Genomic DNA, 16,872 nt, shown 5'->3' with positions numbered 1-16,872 from the left:
CACACGTCAGCTTGCGGGCCGCATGACGCGCGCTTTCATTCAGCTTATCACCGCGTGAGTGCTCTGCTACACAAAGGTGTAGGCAAACGACGTGTCAGCCCCTTATACAGGTCGAACGTATGAAGTGGATGGTGCATTCGCGCGCAAAGCCAAAGCACTTGCATTCACGCACATTCACGCGCCGACACTGCGCGGCGCTTTCTCGACGAGCGGCGCGGATACGGCGTTCGCGGCCTGCACGCACTGATTGACGAGATCGCTGAACGCGTTGGCGTTTTGCGTGTCGCTCAATGCGCCGACTTCATCGACGCGCTCCGATTGCCCGCCAATCCCGACGATCAACTGCGCGCCGGGCGCGCGATCGCGGATGCGCCGCAGCAGATTGCGCAGATAGGGCGGCGCTTCGGGGGCGTCGAGCGTGACCACGCAGACGATGGCCGCGCCGTCGATGCCGAGCGTGTCCGAGTGGCCGCGCCGGAACTGCGCATAGTTCGCCGTGACGGGCGCAAAGCCGCGACGCGTCAGCAACTGCACCGCGATGGCCGTCGTCACTTCGTCGAAGGGGCCACGGCCCGCGACGCACACGACGCGCAACTGCGCGGCGTCTTCCGGCAGCGCGGCAGGCGGTGCATCGGGTGAATTGGGATCGGACTTCTCTTCGGGCATGCCGTCGAATTGCTCGAGGTTCTCGATGATATCGAGCAAGGTCTCGTTCATGCGCGCGAGCTGTTCGGGCGCGAACACGCCGCGCAGCGTGTCGTTGCGCGCGAGCCGCAAGCCTTCGCGCGCGACGTCGTCGTAGTAGCGGGTAAGCGCCATTTCTCGAAGAAACCGGTCGGCCTGCACGATGGCCTCGTGTGGATCGTCTGCGAGCAGGCGCTGGTAGAAGTTCTGCGCGGGCGTGAGCGCGGGCTGATCGCCAAGCAGCACCGTCAAGAATTTCAGGCGCTCTGCGTAACGGCCCAGCGTGACGAGGCACAGCGTGAGTGGCGTCGACAGCACGAGCCCGATGGGCCCCCACAGCCAGCTCCAGAAGATTGCCGCGACGACCACAGCGAGCGGCGACAGCCCTGAACTATGCCCGTACAACAGCGGCTCGACCACCTGTCCCGCGACGACGTCGATGGTCACGAACAGCACGATCGTCCACACTGCCATGGTCCATTGCGGCTGGATCGCGGCCGCGAGAATCACGGCGAGCAGCGCCGCGATCCACGTGCCGATATACGGCACGAAGCGCAGCAGCGCGGTCAGCACGCCGAACAGCAGCGCGCCCGGCACGCCGATGATCGCGAGGCCGATCGCGATCGTCGCACCCGCGCCGAGGTTCACGCCGAGCTGCGCGACGAAGTAACGCGACAGGCGGCTCGCCGCGTCGTTGATCGCAGTGGTCGTGCGATGCAGGTCGCGCGCGCCGAACAGGCGTATCAGCCGGTCGCGCAGGTCTTCGCGCTGCAGCAGGATGAAGATCGTCACGACGAGCACGATGAACATCGTTTCGAGCGGTCCGACAACGGGCGAGAACACGCGCTGAGCGAGTTGCAGCGGTGATGGAATGGGCTCGTGCACTTCGACGGGCAGCGGCGCCGAGACGGTCGGCTTTTGCGAGCGGCCCGCTTCGTGAGGCACCGCGGGGCGATCGGGCGCGACGCGCGCCAGCGCAGTCGCCGCGCGCGACAGCAGCGCATCGGCGCGTCCCACCGTTTTCTCCTGCACGGTCTCGACCTTGCGCTCGATGGCCGCCTGGTACTGCGGCAGCGAGCTCGCAAGCTGCGCGATCTGTGCGCCGATCAGCGTGCTGACGGCGAGCAGCGTGACGACGGCAAGGAGCACCGCGACGAAGATCGACGGCAGCTGGCCGAAATGAAGACGCCGCAACAGGCCGACGAGCGGCGCGAGCAGGAAACTCAGCAGCACGGCGAGCGTGATGGGGATCAGCACCTCGCGCGCGAAGTACAACCCGCTGACCACCACGACGAAGGTAATCACCGACGTCAGGCCGTGCAGCCCCGGCGTTCCCGGCGGGTAGACGCGGTTGGGCGAAGGGCGGTGCGGGGCAAGCGGAACTTTCATGGCGTGTGCCGGTGTTGGCCGTGCGATCGATACAAGGGCAGCTATTGTAAGCAAGACGCAGACCCGGACGCAGAACGAGCGGGCGCCCATCAGCCCGTTCAGTGCAGTGTATCAACTGCGTCGCGCGCATTTGTATGAAGTTGGCGAAGCGGGGCCGCAGGCATAATCGTGAAATTGGCCTGGTCGAGTTTTGGGTTGTTCTTCCGGGCGTTGATCCAATTACGGGGTAAGGGCATGCGCCGTGCAACGGAAATCGACCTGGCATTGAACGCACGGCCCGACGGTGTGCCACTACAGCGCTGGCTCTACGGCGAACTGCGTGCGGCCATTCTCGAAGGGCGGCTCGGCCCGGGCGCGCGCCTGCCCGCGACGCGCGACCTCGCCGCGCGTCATGGCGTGTCGCGCGGCACGGTGCTGGGCGTGTTCGCGCAACTCGCGGCGGAAGGCTATCTGTCCGGCGCGGTCGGGCGCGGCAGTTTCGTTGCGAGCGAATTGCCGGACGGGCGCTTCGAATCCGCACCCGTGTCCGATACCGCGCGGCATGCACGCAAGAAAGTGGACGCGGGCCGCAACGAAGGCATCGCGCTGTCCGCGCGCGGCCGCTTGCTGGCGCGCAGCGCGTTCGCCGTCGAAGGCCGCTCGTTTCCGACGCGCGCATTTCGTCCGAGTCAGCCCGATTTGCAGTTCTTTCCGTTCGCGTTGTGGGCGCGCGTCGCGGCGCGCCGCTCGCGGCTCTCGAACCGCTCGATGCTCGCCGACGGCGATGCGCAGGGCTACCGTCCGTTGCGCGAAGTGATCGCGGAGCATGTGCGTGTGACGCGCGGCATCGCCTGCACGGCGGATCACGTGGCGATCGTCGGCAGCGCGCAGCAGGTGATCGATCTGGCCGCGCGTCTGTGGCTCGACCCCGGCGACGCCGCGTGGATGGAAGACCCCGGCTATCAGGGCGCGCGGCTCGTGCTCGAAGCGGCGGGCGCGCGCATTGCCGCTGTGCCCGTCGATACGAACGGCATCGACGTGTCGGCGGGCCGCGCGCTCGCGCCCGATGCGCGGCTCGCGTACGTGACGGCCGGGCGGCAGGCGCCGCTCGGTCCCGCGCTGTCGCTCGAACGGCGGCTCGCGCTGCTCGACTGGGCGCACGCGCGCGGCGCGCTGGTGATCGAGGACGACTACGACAGCGAGTACCGCTTCGAAGGAAGGCCGCTCGCCGCGCTGAAGAGTCTCGACAGCGCAGGGCATGTGATCTATTGCGGCACGTTCAGCAAGCTGCTGTTTCCCGCGCTGCGCATTGCGTATGCGGTGCTGCCGGATCGACTGGTCGATCCGTTCGTCGCTGCCTGGTCGCTGACGGGCCGGCACGTGCCGCTCGATCAGCAGGCGACGCTGCACGCGTTCATCGCGGAAGGGCATGCCGGCCGTCATGTGCGGCGCATGCGCGAGTTGTATGGCGAACGCGCCGAAGCGCTGCGCGAAGCGGCGCGCCGCCATTGGGCGGGGCTGCTCGCGCTGCCGCCGATCGTCGCCGGGCTGGATGCGCCCGCGTTTTTGCCCGCGGGTGCCGACGATGCGCTGGCCGCGCGCCTCGCCGCCGAAGCCGGCATCGAAACCCGGCCGTTGTCGTCGTACGCGGTCCAGCGCGCGGCGCCCGCAGGTCTGGTGCTGGGCTTTGCGGGCGTCGGCGTGGACGAGATCGACGCGGGCGCCCGGACGCTCGCGCGGGTTCTGCAGAAGATGCTCTACAAGACCTGATACCCGTCGATCAAGGCGGCAGCACGAGTGGGCCGCAGTTCGAATCGGCGACGAACACGGCGAGCAGTTTCGCGGGCTGCGCGGGGTTCGGATTCTCGGCGAAGTCGTGCAGTGTGCCGGGCGGTTCGAACCATGTCTGGCCGCTTTGATAATCGATGGCCGGGCCGCCGTCCAGTCGCGAACGCAGCGTGCCGGAGATGACGTAGGCCGTCACCGACCCGGGGTGCCGGTGCGCGCCCGTGTAGGCGCGCGGCGGAAAGTCGACCACGACCGTCGTCACGGATTTGCCCGGCACGTTCGCGAGAGGCTCGCATGACAGCACGCGCGATGTCGATGTTGGGCGCAGGGCTGTGGCATCGGATGACGACGACGCGTCGCTGAGCAGTGGCGTACTGCACATCGCATCGAGCCATTGAATGGCCGGGCGCGCCGGCAGCACGGCAAGCGGGGCGAGCGCGAGAACAGCGACGGTGGCGAACGTGCGTGCGTGCCGCACGTTCGCGCTCGCGAACAGGTGAGCGGGATTCATTGCGCCGCGCGCTGCACGTTCGCCGCGCTGCGCCGCCAGTCCGCCGACCAGCCAAGCTGGCGCTTCGCCTTTTCCGTCGATACGACGGGATTGTCCTCGGCGATGTTGAACGCGCCGGCTCGTGCATGCTGCAACGCGAGCACGGCGGCGTGCGCGGCCGCGTCGACATGAACGGGGCTGGCGCCTTTCGCGTGGTCGCTGCCCGTGCCGGGACCGTACAGTTGACCGTAACGCAACACCGTGCCGATCAGCGGCGCCCTCAGAACCTGCGTTTCGAGCGATACGATGCCGCGCACCGTCACGAGGCGATTGCCTTCGGCTTCCGTATCGAGCGGCTGCGTTTCGTCGTAGGGTTGCGCGCCTTCGCGATACGCCCACGCGATGCTTTGCGCGACGAAGCGCTTGGTGCCCGCCGAGCGCGCCGCTGCGATCAGGTTGCGCGTGCCTTCGTCGCGAATGCGCGCGTTGCCTGCGATCGCCTGCTGCATTTTCGCGGGATCGAGCGCGGGCGGCAGGTCGGTCAACTGATGGATCACGCAGGCGGGTTCGATGCGCCGCAACGCCTCGGTCAGCGCGCGCGCGTCGAACACGTCGACGATCACGGGCGTCGCGCCCGCCCGTTCGATCTGCGATGCGCGCTCGGCGCGGCGCGTACTGCCGTAAACGCTGTATCCCGCGTCGACCAGCAGCGGCACCAGCGCGCTGCCGATCGCGCCCGCCGCGCCTGCCAGAAAGACTTTCGTTTCCATCCGATGATCTCCGAGTATGCCGGGCTCTGGAGCCCACGTACGGAGACTAAGGCTGATAATGGCTTACACCAAGGTCCATTATCGACAGAATGATTGAGCCATTATCAACGGGTACCGGAAAAGCAAAATGGCGGCTTCGAACCGGCAGCATCTGCGTGCCGGATCGAAACCGCCGTCTATGACGATCAGCGATGCGCTTTAAAACTTGTGACGGATGCCGAGATTCACCATCTCCTGATGGCTCGTGCCCGCATAGCCATACGAACCGATCGATGCCTGCGCGTCGGTAATCGTGTTGGTGTTCGCGTCGCGCGTCTGGCCGCTCGCGTGCTGATACGCGGCCGTCATGTAGAGGTCGGTCCGCTTGGAAAGGTTGTAGTCCGCGCCCAGCGACACCTGATGGTACGTCGCCGACGTGTCGCCGTTCGAATGCGTGTAGCTGTAGCCGACGCCGACCAGCATCGCACGCGTGGCCTGATAGTTCACGAAGCCCTGGCCCGTGTTATAGCGTTCGTTCGAGCCGAACACCGAGCTGTCGTCGCGGCGATACTGCGCATTGCTGTAGCCGAGGCCGAACGTGAATGAACCGGCCGTGTACTGGCCTGCCACGCGTGCAATGCCGATCGAGTGCGCTGTCTGATAGCCGAGATTGACGGGGCCGTCGAAGGTGCCGTCGGAGGTGCTGTTCCAGGTCGTGCGAATGCCTTCCGACGCGGGGCTGTTGGACGCGTAGTAGTAGCCTGCCGCGAGGCCGATCGGCCCGTTGTTATACGCGACTGCGCCCGAATACGACTGCTCGGAACCCGTGCTGCCCGCGACGCCGCCTAACGAGTACATCGCTTCGAACTGCAGTCCCGCGAACACAGGCGACGTGTACTTCACCGCGTTGTTCACGCGGAAGCTGTTGTCGTAGTTGTCGACGTCGCCGGCCGTGGCGAATGCGCTGCCGAAGTAGTTGTCGGCGGTGATGCCTTGCACGAGGTCGATCAGCGGATCGTATTGACGGCCGAGCGTAATGGAACCGTATTGATCCTGCGAAAGGCCGACGAATGCCTGACGGCCGAACAGGCGGCTGCCCTGGCCCATCTTGCCCGTGCTCGGATCGAAGCCGCTTTCGAGCTGGAAGATCGCCTTCAGCCCTGCGCCCAGATCTTCGCTGCCTTTGAGGCCCCAACGCGTGCCTGACAGATTGCCTGCGCTGGTATTGCCAAGCGACCACAGGCTGTTATTACCCGATGCGTTGTGAACGTAAGTGATCCCCGTGTCGATCGTGCCATACAGCGTGACGCTGGTTTGTGCGTGAGCGGCGCTGGTGGCCGTGGCCAGTGCGGCCAGTGAGATCATCGAGAGGGCAGTGCGCTTCATTCTTCTCTTCTCCTGCGTGTGGTAAAGCATTGAATGAGCGAGAGACTAAAGGCGCACACAACAAATGTAAAAACGCCAAAAAGCAGCATGAGTGAAATTCACAACACGCAATGACGGGATTATTGCGGCTTCATACAAACAGTATTTCTGCGATCATGTTTCTTTAGGCATGCCTTTAGCGGATTGTTTTTTTTGCACACGAGAATTAACGTGTATTGCCGCAAATATTTCACGGCATCGTGATGCATCCGGGAATATTGCGGGAACAACGATAATGAATTGTCTATTGCAGGGTTTATCGTTTCACGCAATGCTTTAGACTTGCGCTGTTTCATCCTGTCTGCACGCAGCGGACAACACGCTTGAACGCGGCCCCGCGCCGCGTTTTTTTTCGCGTGTCGATTTGCGTTGGAGACGTCAGCCCTGATCGCCGCCGCCCACGGGCAGCACGGTGCCCGTGATGTACGACGCTTCGTCGGAAGCGAGAAAGAGAATGGCGCCGACCTGTTCGTCGATGGTCCCATAGCGCTGCATCAGGCTCGTCGCTTTCGTCTGATCGACGATGCCCTGATACCAGCGCGCTTCCTGTTCCGTCTGCTGTTCCGTGTTGCGCGGTACGCGCCGCACCGGCGCTTCCGTGCCGCCCGTCGCGACCGCGTTGACGCGGATGCCGTCGGCGGCATGCTCGAATGCGAGGCTCGCCGTCAACGCATTCACGCCGCCCTTGGACGCCGCATACGGCACGCGATAGATGCTGCGCGTCGCAATCGACGACACGTTGACGATTACGCCGTGCTGACGCTCGATCATCGAAGGCAGCACTGCGCGGCAGCACCATAGCGTCGGAAACAATGAGCGGCGCACTTCGGCTTCGATCTGCGCTTCCTCGTATTCCTGATAGGGCTTCGCCCAGATCGTCCCGCCGACATTGTTGATCAGCACATCGATGCGGCCAAACGCGCCGAGCGCGGCATCGGCCAGCTTGCTTGCGCCGGCATAGGTTTCCAGATCGGCGATCACGGCGATGCAGCGCGCGCCCGGTGCGGAGACTTCGGCCGCAACCTCATGGACGAAATCCGACCGGTCGCATAGCACCACCGTCGCCCCTTGCCGCGCGGCTGCAATCGCGACGCCGCGTCCGATCCCTTGCGCCGCGCCCGTCACGACGACCACTTTTCCTTCGAAACGTTGATTCATGATGGTCAGGCCGCGTTGGTGGCAGAGAATTTTTCGTAGTGGAAGCTCGCCGGCGTGACGCCGATTTCGCCGAGCCAGCCGCGCACTGCATCGACCATCGCAACGGGGCCGCACAGATAGACGTCGACGTCGCCGCCATTGAGCCACGCGGGGTCGACGTGCGCCGTCACATAGCCTTTGAGCGGATGATCGCTCGCGGCATCGGCCACGCAGGTGCGGTAGGTGAAGTCGGGCAGTGTGCTTTGCGCCGCATCGAGCTGCTGCAGCGCGACGAGATCGGTGTCGCTGGTCACGCCGTACACCATCCGCACCGGCTGCTTTGCGCCGTCTTTCGCGGCGAGCACGTCGAGCATCGACAGAAACGGCGCGATGCCCGTGCCGCCCGCGAGAAACAGCACGGGCCGCGTCGCTTCGCGCAGGTAGAACGCGCCATACGGCCCGGAGAAAGCGACGCGTTGACCCGGCTGCGCGTGCTGGCTAAGATACGTGCTCATCTTGCCTTCGGGCACATTGCGCACGACGAACGACACGCGCGATTCGCCCGGCGCGGAACTGAACGAATATGAACGCGTCAGCGCGCTGCCGGGCACTTCGACGTTCACATACTGGCCCGCGAGAAAGCTCAGATGATCGGGTGCATCGACGTCGATCGAAAATTCGATCGTCGAATCCGAGAGCTTCTGCACATTCGCCAGCGTGCCTTCGTGACGCGCGACGCCCGTCTTGCACGCCGCCGACGAAGCGGGCACGCGAATCACGCAATCGGAGCGCGGGCGCGTCTGGCACGCGAGCACGTAGCCTTGCGCGGCGTCTTCGGGCGTCAGCGCGTCTTCGATGTAGCTCGATTCAGGCAGGTCGTAGGTGCCCGATTCGCAGAAGCCGCGACACGTGCCGCACGCGCCGTCGCGGCAATCGAGCGGAATGTTGATCTTCTGCCGGTACGCTGCGTCCGACAAGGTTTCGTTGTCGCGGCACGTGATGAAGCGCGTGACGCCGTCTTCGAACTGGAGTGCGATGCGATGTTCCATGAACTGCTCCTGTGCTGCCTGATGCTTTGTATCGTGGCGGATCGTGAGCGCGCGCTCAGATGTGATAGATATCGATGACCTGATTGATGTAGTCGTTCTTCAACACGACATACTTGTTCAGGATGCGCGGCGCAGCGCCGCTGAAATCGATCACGTAACGCGACATGCCGAAATAGCTGTAATTGGTTTTGTAGCGATGGCTCAGCGTGTGCCAGTTGAAGCGCACCGTGCAGACGCCATCGTCGTGGCTCTCAAGTTCTACGTTGCTGATGTTGTGGCACGTGCGCGTGTCGGGAATCGTCGCGCTCGACCGCTCGGTCTTGATGCGAAAAATGCGGTCTTCCAGACCCTGGCGGCTCGGGTAGTAGATCAGCGAGATCTCGCGCTGCGGGTCCGTGATCAACTGGTCGGTGTCGTCCCACGAAGGCATCCAGAAAACGGCATCGGGGTGATAGAGTTCGAGCCATTCGTCCCATTGCTCGTCGTCGAGAAGACGCGCTTCGCGGTACAGAAACGCCTGGATATCCGCGATGGCGGGCGTTGTGATGATTGTGCTCATGCTGCACTCCTTTCTCGTGCGAGTGCATCGCGGATCGTTTCGACCCAGTAGCGGTGCTGGATCGTGTAAAGCCCTTCGTCTTCCGTCTTGACGCCGCTCAGCAAAGGCTTGAGGCCGATCTTCTGCGCGCCTTCGTCGGCGCCTTCAATCCAGTGCGTCGAGCCGCGGCACATATCGTTCCATTCGACGGAGCGCGCCGCATAACCTTGCTGGCACGCGCGGAATTCTTCGAGATCGTCGGGCGTCGCCATGCCGCTCACGTTGAAGAAGTCCTCGTACTGGCGGATACGGCGAGCGCGCGCTTCATCGGATTCGCCCTTGGGCGCGATGCAGTAGATCGTTACTTCCGTCTTGTTCACCGACAGCGGCTTCAGCACACGAATCTGCGAACCGAACTGATCCATCAGATACACGTTCGGATAGAGGCACAGATTGCGCGAGTTCTGGATCATCCAGTCGGCGGTTTCGCCGCCGCAACGCGCGGCGAATTCATCGCGGCGATTGAAGTTCGGGCGGTCTTCGGGGTTCGCCCAGCGCGACCACAGCAGCATGTGGCCGTGTTCGAAAGCGTAGAAGCCGCCGCCCTGGCGGCCCCAGCCGCCTGCGTCCATCGCGCGGATCTTGTCTTCCGCTGCGTTCTTTTCCTTGCGCTGATTGGTGGTCGCCGCGTAGTTCCAGTGAACGGCCGACACGTGATAACCGTCCGCGCCGTTTTCGGCTGTCAGCTTCCAGTTACCTTCATACGTATACGTCGACGAACCGCGCAGCACTTCGAGACCGTCTTCCGACTGATCGACGATCATGTCGATGATGCGCGCGGCTTCGCCGAGGAATTCGGTGAGCGGCTTCACATCGGGATTCAGGCTGCCGAACAGAAAGCCCCGATAGCTTTCGAAGCGCGCGAGTTTCTTCAGATCATGCGAGCCTTCGTGATTGAAGCACTCGGGATAACCCGCGCCTTCGGGGTCTTTGACCTTCAGCAGCTTGCCGCTGTTATTGAAGGTCCAGCCGTGAAAAGGGCAGGTAAAGGTCGCTTTGTTGCCGCGCTTGTGGCGGCACAGCATCGCGCCGCGATGCGTGCACGAATTGACGAGGGCGTTGAGTTCGCCCTGTCGGTTGCGCGTGATGACGATGGGCTGACGGCCCATCGTGGTCGTGAAGTAGTCGTTGTTCGACGGAATCTGGCTTTCGTGCGCGAGGTAGATCCAGTTGCCTTCGAAGATGTGCTGCATTTCCAGCTCGAACAGCGCTTCGTCGGTGAATGCGCTGCGGTGCAGGCGATAGTCGCCGCGCGCGGTGTCTTCGACCAGATAGTCGTCGATATGTTTGAGCTTCGGACTGCGGTCCGGGTAGATGGGGATCATCGGAAGTCTCCAGTTCGATGTCGGCGCTTGCGTCTCGTTCGGTGGCTACCCGAAAGGTATAATTTGTGAGGGCGCTGCGTGTGAGTGAAGAGTAGTTGCCGCACATACGGGCCGTCCAACACTGATTTAGTATCAGTTCAATATCTCAGGGGTATCGTCATGGAGTTGCGCCATTTGCGTTACTTCGTCGCCGTGGCTGAGGAGCGCAACTTCACGCGCGCCGCGCAACGGCTGCATATTGCGCAGCCGCCGCTGAGCCGCCAGATGCAGCAACTGGAAGAACTCCTTGGCGTGCAACTGTTCGTGCGCAATTCACGGCCGGTCGAATTGACGGACACGGGGCGGTTCTTTTATTCACACGCGGTGAAGTTGCTTGCGGAAACGGCTGAGCTTGAGTCGATGACACGGCGCGTCGGCAAGATCGAGCGCAGTCTTTCTGTTGGTTTTGTCGGCTCGACGTTGTATGGGATGTTGCCGAAGATCATTCGGCGGTTTCGTACCGAGCACAGTGCTGTTGAGTTGACGTTGCACGAGATGTCGACGATGGATCAGATCAAGGCGCTCAAGGAAGGCACGATCGATGTCGGGTTTGGGCGCATTCGGCATGAAGATCCGAGTATCAGGCGCGTTGTGTTGCGTGAGGAGCGGATGATTGTTGCGTTGCCGTTTGGTCATCCGTTGTCGGAGGTGAAACCTGTTTTGTCGTTGCATGATCTGGTCAACGAGACGTTGATTATTTTTCCCAAGGCGCCGCGGCCTAGTTATGCCGATCAGGTGTTGGCCGCGTTTCGCGATCGGGGGTTGGAGCCGGCGCGGATCTACGAGACGCGGGAATTGCAGATTGCGCTTGGGCTCGTGGCGGCTGGGGAGGGGATATCCGTTGTGCCGAGCAGTGTTTATGGGCTCAAGCGGGATGATGTCAGCTACAAGGAGCTGGATGACTCTAATCTCGTGTCGCCGATTATTATGAGTATGCGGATGCTTGATGAGTCAGAAGATCTGACTGAGATGCTGGAGTTGATTTATCGGCTTTATGAGGAGGCCAAGATGGAGTATTTGCCGCCTCATGTGGAAGGGGTTTGAGGTTTTTGTCTGCGACGCTGGTAGGGGTTTTTTGCCTTTGCGCTGGCGTTCGCGCTACGGTGTTTGCCGTTCACGCGGCTCGTTTTTTTTGGGGGCTTTTCGCTGGCATCCGCGATTTGTTAGCGTGCTTCACGCGTCGCCCCTGTGCGGGGCGGCACCTACTTTTCTTTGCCGCCGCAAAGAAAAGTAGGCAAAAGAAAGCGGCTCACACCGCCAGTTCTTCTTCCTGCCTGAGGGCCCCCAACCGGTCCTACCCTTCACACGGCAACGTATTTGTTCGCGTTCGTTGCCAACGCTTCGAATGAGCGCCTCACCCGCTTCGAATACCCATACTCGGGCAAGCGGCAGCGAATGGTATGCGCCGCCCAGGTGGCAAACTGTGTGTAGGTTGTCGCGTCGTATAGCGTGGCGCTCTTGCGGGGTGGGGCGCGTGCGCTATCGGTCCGAAGTGAGGCGCGTACGGTGCTACGGCCTACACACAGTTTGCCACCTGTGCGGCGGTGGAAAATCTGGCACGGCGTGCCGCAACGCGGGTGTGTGAAGCGGGTGAGGCGCATCGCAAGAGCGCTGGCAACGAACATGGGTCACGTGATTGCCGTGTGAAGCGTAGGAACCTTCGGGGGCCTTAGGCAAGAACAAGAACTGGCGGTGTGAGCCGCTTTCTTTTGCCTACTTTTCTTTGCCGCCGCGTAACTATTCAGCGCTTGTAAACTGCTACCAGGCTGTGCATAGTGAGGGACATGACGAAGATGCCCGACCTCAAGGACCTGACACCGGAGCAGAAGGACGCACTCATCGTTGATCTGGTGAGGCGTCTGAACGAGCTCGAGGCAAAGCTTGAGAAGGACAGTCATAACTCCAGCAAGCCGCCGTCAAGCGATGGTCCAAGGCGCAAGCCGAAGTCATTGCGCGGCACGAGCGGGGCCAGGCCTGGCGCGCAACCGGGGCACAAGGGCAAGACGCTCAAACGCGTCGCGCAACCCGATCACATCGAGATTCACCCGGTGGCGCTGGTGTGCGATGCATGTGGCCAACGCATCGCAGCAGCCCGCGTGGCCGTGTTGCCCGAAGGCCGTCAGGTGATCGATTTGCCACCCACGCGCTTTGAGGTGACCGAGCATCGCGTGCAGATCGCGCAGTGCCGCTGCGGCAAGCATCACTCGGGCGCATTTCCCAAGGGCGTGAGCCAGGCGGTTCAGTACGGCCCCAGATTCGCGCCGCAGCCGTCTATCTGACGCAATACCAGCAGTTGCCGGTTGCGCGCACCGCCCAGGCGCTGAAGGACCTGTTTGGTCTGCATGTGGTTACGGGAACCGTCCAGCACAGCATTGATCAGGCCGCGCAGTTACTGGTGCCAGCCGTTGAGCAGATCCGGCAGGCGCTACGCGGGCAACCCGTGGTGCATTTCGATGAGAGCTGCATGCGCGTGGGGCGCGAGTCCCGCTGGCTGCATGTCGCCTCGACGCACGCGTTGAGCTGGTATGGCGCGCACCGCAAGCGCGGCAGCGAGGCGCTGGACAGCTTCGGCATTCTTCCCGGCTTTAGGGAGTCGCGGTCCATGACGGCTGGCGGCCGTATGCCGGCTATGAGTGTGAGCATGCGCTGTGCAATGCTCATCATCTGCGCGAACTGGTGTTTGTCCTGGAGTCCACGCAGCAACGCTGGGCCCAGCAGATGATTGACCTGCTTTGCCAGGCAAAGCGCGAGGTCGACCTCAGTCAGGCTGCAGGAAACACCTCGCTGAGTCAGGCGCGCCAACGCTATTACACACGGCGCAGCCGCGCCCTGATCGCCCAGGCACGCAAGCTCAATCCGCAGCAGGCACGTGAGTCCGGGCGCCGGGAACGCCGCGGCAGGATCAGGCAAAGCTTTACCTGCAACCTGCTCACACGGCTTCACAAGTATGCCGATGAGGTGTGGCGTTTCATTGCCGATCACCGCGTACCGTTCGACAACAACCAGGCCGAACGCGATATCCGCATGCCCAAACTCAAACAGAAGATCTCCGGGTGCTTCCGCTCGGAATCGGGTATGGAGGCGTTCTGCACGATCCGCTCCTACCTTGCCACCTTACGCAAGCAGAGCCGTTCGCTGATCGACGCGCTCGCCCTGGCCTTTACAGGAGTCGTCGTTTCGCCTCTGGTTACCGCTGAATAGTTACGCGGCGGCAAAGAAAAGTAGGTGCCGCCCCGCACAGGGGCGACGCTTGAAGCACGCTAACGAAACGCGGATGCCAGCGCAAAGCCCAAAAAAGCCAAACCGGATGCCAGCACAAAAACCAATCCCCCGAACCAGCACCGCGAAGCAAAATCACAGCCCTGCTGAAGAAAAAACCAACCCCAAAAACCACTAAACGGCAAGCTGCGCAGCAGCACTCCTCAACGCACTCCGCAAACCCTCCTCAACAACAGGATGATAAAAAGGCATCGCGAGCATCGCATCAACGGTAAGCCCCATCTGCAACGCCCACGACAGCAAATGCGCGATATGCTCCGCATCCGGCCCGATCCACTCAGCACCCACAAACCGTCGCGTATCGCGATCCACATACACATGCATCAACCCGCGATTGCGCAACATCACGCGGCTGCGGCCTTGATCTTCAAAGCTAACTTCACCCGTCACAAACGACCCATCAGCAAGATCCAGAAACCGCGCCCCAACCATCGCAATCCCAGGCTCAGAAAACACAACTGAAATCGCCGCCCGCCGCACAAGCGGCTTCACATCGGGATAACGCGCAGCATTGTCGCCCGCAGCGCGACCTTCATCAGCAGCTTCGTGCAAGAGCGGCAGCACATCATTCGCATCGCCCGCGATAAACACGGGATGCTTGCCCGCCTGCAACGTCAGCGGATCAAACACAGGCACACCGCGCGCATCCACCTCGATCGTCGTGTTGTGCAGCGCAAGCTTGTCCATGTTCGGCCGACGGCCCGCCGTCACCAGCACATAATCGAACGTGTCTTCGTGCAATTCCCCCGCGCCATCGCGATACCGCAAATGCACGCTGTCACCTTCGCGCGTCGCCGCTTCCACCTGCGCGTGCGTCTCGAAGTGGAAAGAATCCTTGAACACATCACGCGCATAATTCTTGATCGCCGGATCGCTCAACGGTCCAACGCGCCCACGCGCGCCCAGCATCGTCACGTCGACGCCCAACCACGCCAGCGCCTGGCCCAGTTCCAGCCCGATCACGCCCGCGCCGATCACGGCGACCTTGCGCGGCAGATCGTCCCACGCGAACACGTCGTCGTTGACGATCGCGCGGTCGCCGAGCGCCTGATACATCGCGGGCACATACGGCGACGAGCCCGTCGCGATCACGACGCGCTTCGCGTGCACGCGGGTGTGCTCGCCGACTTGCAGCACGTTATCGTCGATGAACTGCGCGTAGCCAATCAGCCGCTCTTCATCGGGAATGCTCTCCGTCGATTCGACGACGAAGCCAACGAAGCGGTCGCGCTCGCGCTTGACGCGCGCCATCACTTCGCGTCCGTCGACCCGCACGGCGCCATCGACATGCACGCCGAACGGCGCCATACTGCGCGCCGCGTGCGCGGCTTCGGCGGCGGCGATCAACAGCTTCGACGGCATACAGCCAACACGCGCACAGGTCGTCCCGTACGCGCCGCCTTCGATCAGCACGACACTCGCGCCCGCAGCCTTCGCGGCACGGAAGGCGGACAAGCCCGCGCTGCCCGCGCCAATCACTGCAACATCGATATGAAGCGTCTTCATCATGTTCCTCGCTCAGACGGGCGGTGGCGGAATCAGTCTGCTGTGCCGCGCGTGTCGCTGCCGTCCAGTAGAATCGGTTTGCATTGCACGGTTCTACTGTACGGTCCTGCGTGCGCGTTGCTAATCCTCGAATGATTCAAAAACATGCTTAATCGGCTCAACACGCGGCTCAAACGGCGGCTCAAATGGATCTGCTAAGCCGTTTCCTGTCGCTGATGCCCGTGAGCGGGCGTGTCGATGTCCGCTGCCATTTCGGCGCGCCATGGGCGATCGAAGAGGGCCCAGCGGGCGTGCGCGAGATTCCATATCACGTGCTGCTGTCGGGACGCGCGGTGCTCGAAGACGACAACGGGCCGCCCGAGCATCTGGCCGCAGGCGACATCATCGTATTTCCAACGGGCAGCCCGCACCGTATCCACGATGGCAGCGGCGCGCAGCCCGTCCCCGTCACGGAGCGGCGCAACATCACGCTGACGGTCGCGGAGAACAGCGGCACGGGCGACACGGCCGACATCCTGTGCGGCCGCTTTCTGCTCGGCGCCGTGCCGGACCGGCTGCTGCGCGATCACTTGCCGTCGCGGCTGGTGGTGCGCAGCGGTGCGCATTCGACGAGCAACGGCGACGCGGCCACGAATGGCGAACAGCCGGGCGGCGTCGCGGGCTCGCGGCTCGCGCGGCTCATTCAACTGATGCGCGAAGAGGCGACGGACGAATGTCCCGGCAGCGAAACCCTCGTCAATCATCTGTCGGCGGCGCTGTTCGCGTTGACGCTGCGCTTTGCGAGCGAAGCGGCGCATCCGCCGCACGGGCTGCTGGCGCTGGCGGGGCGGCCGCGCCTGCAGGCGGCCGTCTCGGCGATGTTCGAATCGCCCGGCAAGCCGTGGACACTCGATCAGTTCGCCGCGCTGTGCAACATGTCGCGCGCAACCTTCGTGCGGCAGTTCCAGGAAGCAATTGGCCGCTCGGCGACGGATGTGCTCACGGAAGTTCGCATGACGATCGCGGGCCGCATGCTGCTCGAATCGACGACGCCCGTCGGCGATATCGGCGAGACGGTCGGCTATCAGTCGGAAGCGGCGTTCCAGCGCGTCTTCAAGAAGCAGATCGGCGTGACACCCGCGCGCTGGCGCGCATCGGGTGGGCCCATGCAGTCGACGCAGGATGCCGCGGCCGATGAAGCTGCGGCCGACGCAGAGCAATAGAGAATTTCATAAACCGCACAGCATGCGCCGGGGCCTCTGCGACCGGCCGTGTGCATCGCCCGGAAACCCTCGCCGTACAAGGCGTCGAGCTACCACGCAGAAGCCACGCGTGACGCTTCACGACGCCTGCGCCCAAAAGCGGTGAGCCGATCGAGCATCTTCGTGAGACGCGCCGACATTAACGGCCATCCGATGCGCGCCTAAAGTTGAGCCATCCCGTCGCCGACGGCAAC

Annotated in this window: 15 protein-coding genes; 6 read left to right on the top strand and 9 right to left on the bottom strand. The window is 63.1% G+C overall.

Annotated elements, in window-relative coordinates; translation table 11 throughout:
* Window positions 1-174: 174 nt before the first annotated feature.
* Window positions 175-2,073 (bottom strand): AI-2E family transporter, encoded by a 1,899-nt coding sequence (locus tag H1204_RS21590; protein WP_180732698.1) that lies wholly within the window; start codon window positions 2,071-2,073, stop codon window positions 175-177.
* A gap of 168 nt (window positions 2,074-2,241) precedes the next feature.
* Between H1204_RS21590 and H1204_RS21585 the strand changes: the two genes are divergently transcribed.
* Entirely contained in the window at window positions 2,242-3,822 is a 1,581-nt protein-coding gene (locus tag H1204_RS21585) for a PLP-dependent aminotransferase family protein (protein WP_243468743.1), read from the top strand.
* Between the two features lie 10 nt (window positions 3,823-3,832).
* Here the strand turns inward: H1204_RS21585 and H1204_RS21580 are convergent, their stop codons facing one another.
* From H1204_RS21580 to benA, 7 genes are all read right to left on the bottom strand, one after another.
* Window positions 3,833-4,351: a cupin domain-containing protein gene (locus H1204_RS21580; RefSeq protein ID WP_180732697.1), complete on the bottom strand. Its 519-nt coding sequence runs from the start codon at window positions 4,349-4,351 to the stop codon at window positions 3,833-3,835.
* Window positions 4,348-5,100, bottom strand: coding sequence for an NAD(P)H-binding protein (locus H1204_RS21575; RefSeq protein ID WP_180732695.1), 753 nt, complete (start codon window positions 5,098-5,100; stop codon window positions 4,348-4,350). The genes H1204_RS21580 and H1204_RS21575 overlap by 4 nt, the downstream gene beginning before the upstream one ends.
* Window positions 5,101-5,298: 198 nt before the next feature.
* Window positions 5,299-6,465 (bottom strand): porin, encoded by a 1,167-nt coding sequence (locus tag H1204_RS21570; RefSeq protein ID WP_180732693.1) that lies wholly within the window; start codon window positions 6,463-6,465, stop codon window positions 5,299-5,301.
* 417 nt (window positions 6,466-6,882) lie between these two features.
* Window positions 6,883-7,662, bottom strand: a complete 780-nt coding sequence (locus H1204_RS21565) for a 1,6-dihydroxycyclohexa-2,4-diene-1-carboxylate dehydrogenase (protein WP_180732692.1) — start codon at window positions 7,660-7,662, stop codon at window positions 6,883-6,885.
* Window positions 7,663-7,667: 5 nt separating this feature from the next.
* Window positions 7,668-8,690 carry a benzoate 1,2-dioxygenase electron transfer component BenC gene (gene benC / locus H1204_RS21560; protein ID WP_180732690.1) on the bottom strand — a complete coding sequence of 341 codons (1,023 nt, stop codon included), beginning with the start codon at window positions 8,688-8,690 and terminating at the stop codon, window positions 7,668-7,670.
* 55 nt (window positions 8,691-8,745) lie between these two features.
* Window positions 8,746-9,237 (bottom strand): benzoate 1,2-dioxygenase small subunit, encoded by a 492-nt coding sequence (gene benB, locus H1204_RS21555; protein WP_198001236.1) that lies wholly within the window; start codon window positions 9,235-9,237, stop codon window positions 8,746-8,748.
* 8 nt (window positions 9,238-9,245) lie between these two features.
* A complete protein-coding gene (gene benA / locus H1204_RS21550; protein ID WP_180732686.1) occupies window positions 9,246-10,613 on the bottom strand; it encodes a benzoate 1,2-dioxygenase large subunit in 1,368 nt (455 codons plus the stop codon).
* Between the two features lie 159 nt (window positions 10,614-10,772).
* Here benA and H1204_RS21545 point away from each other — a divergent pair, with 159 nt between their 5' ends.
* The 4 genes from H1204_RS21545 (at window position 10,773) to H1204_RS52675 (ending at window position 13,853) form a co-directional block, all read left to right on the top strand.
* Complete coding sequence (locus tag H1204_RS21545) at window positions 10,773-11,696, top strand: LysR family transcriptional regulator (RefSeq protein ID WP_180732685.1); 924 nt, start codon at window positions 10,773-10,775, stop codon at window positions 11,694-11,696.
* A 740-nt stretch (window positions 11,697-12,436) separates the two neighbouring features.
* A complete protein-coding gene (locus H1204_RS21540) occupies window positions 12,437-12,931 on the top strand; it encodes a DUF6444 domain-containing protein (RefSeq protein WP_180732683.1) in 495 nt (164 codons plus the stop codon).
* A gap of 14 nt (window positions 12,932-12,945) precedes the next feature.
* Window positions 12,946-13,374, top strand: a complete 429-nt coding sequence (locus H1204_RS52680) for a transposase (RefSeq protein ID WP_274608235.1) — start codon at window positions 12,946-12,948, stop codon at window positions 13,372-13,374.
* Entirely contained in the window at window positions 13,299-13,853 is a 555-nt protein-coding gene (locus H1204_RS52675; protein WP_274608238.1) for a transposase, read from the top strand. Before H1204_RS52680 ends, H1204_RS52675 begins: the two co-directional genes overlap by 76 nt.
* A gap of 192 nt (window positions 13,854-14,045) precedes the next feature.
* Here the strand turns inward: H1204_RS52675 and H1204_RS21525 are convergent, their stop codons facing one another.
* Window positions 14,046-15,437: a dihydrolipoyl dehydrogenase gene (locus H1204_RS21525; protein ID WP_180733252.1), complete on the bottom strand. Its 1,392-nt coding sequence runs from the start codon at window positions 15,435-15,437 to the stop codon at window positions 14,046-14,048.
* A 185-nt stretch (window positions 15,438-15,622) separates the two neighbouring features.
* Between H1204_RS21525 and H1204_RS21520 the strand changes: the two genes are divergently transcribed.
* Entirely contained in the window at window positions 15,623-16,639 is a 1,017-nt protein-coding gene (locus tag H1204_RS21520) for an AraC family transcriptional regulator (protein ID WP_180732678.1), read from the top strand.
* Window positions 16,640-16,872: the final 233 nt, after the last annotated feature.

Origin of the sequence: Paraburkholderia sp. PGU19 (assembly GCF_013426915.1) — a bacterium.
Classification (GTDB): Bacteria; Pseudomonadota; Gammaproteobacteria; order Burkholderiales; family Burkholderiaceae; genus Paraburkholderia.
Note: the sequence above shows the minus strand (reverse complement) of the source record. Positions and strands in the feature narration are given on the sequence as shown.

Excerpts from the sequence above, each read along its gene's own strand:
- H1204_RS21590 (WP_180732698.1), bottom strand. The coding sequence starts at position 2,073 with ATGAAAGTTCCGCTTGCCCCGCACCGCCCTTCGCCCAACCGCGTCTAC.
- H1204_RS21580 (WP_180732697.1), bottom strand. The coding sequence starts at position 4,351 with ATGAATCCCGCTCACCTGTTCGCGAGCGCGAACGTGCGGCACGCACGC.
- H1204_RS21575 (WP_180732695.1), bottom strand. The coding sequence starts at position 5,100 with ATGGAAACGAAAGTCTTTCTGGCAGGCGCGGCGGGCGCGATCGGCAGC.
- H1204_RS21570 (WP_180732693.1), bottom strand. The coding sequence starts at position 6,465 with ATGAAGCGCACTGCCCTCTCGATGATCTCACTGGCCGCACTGGCCACG.
- H1204_RS21565 (WP_180732692.1), bottom strand. The coding sequence starts at position 7,662 with ATGAATCAACGTTTCGAAGGAAAAGTGGTCGTCGTGACGGGCGCGGCG.
- benC (WP_180732690.1), bottom strand. The coding sequence starts at position 8,690 with ATGGAACATCGCATCGCACTCCAGTTCGAAGACGGCGTCACGCGCTTC.
- benA (WP_180732686.1), bottom strand. The coding sequence starts at position 10,613 with ATGATCCCCATCTACCCGGACCGCAGTCCGAAGCTCAAACATATCGAC.
- H1204_RS21545 (WP_180732685.1), top strand. The coding sequence starts at position 10,773 with ATGGAGTTGCGCCATTTGCGTTACTTCGTCGCCGTGGCTGAGGAGCGC.
- H1204_RS21540 (WP_180732683.1), top strand. The coding sequence starts at position 12,437 with ATGACGAAGATGCCCGACCTCAAGGACCTGACACCGGAGCAGAAGGAC.
- H1204_RS21525 (WP_180733252.1), bottom strand. The coding sequence starts at position 15,437 with ATGAAGACGCTTCATATCGATGTTGCAGTGATTGGCGCGGGCAGCGCG.
- H1204_RS21520 (WP_180732678.1), top strand. The coding sequence starts at position 15,623 with ATGGATCTGCTAAGCCGTTTCCTGTCGCTGATGCCCGTGAGCGGGCGT.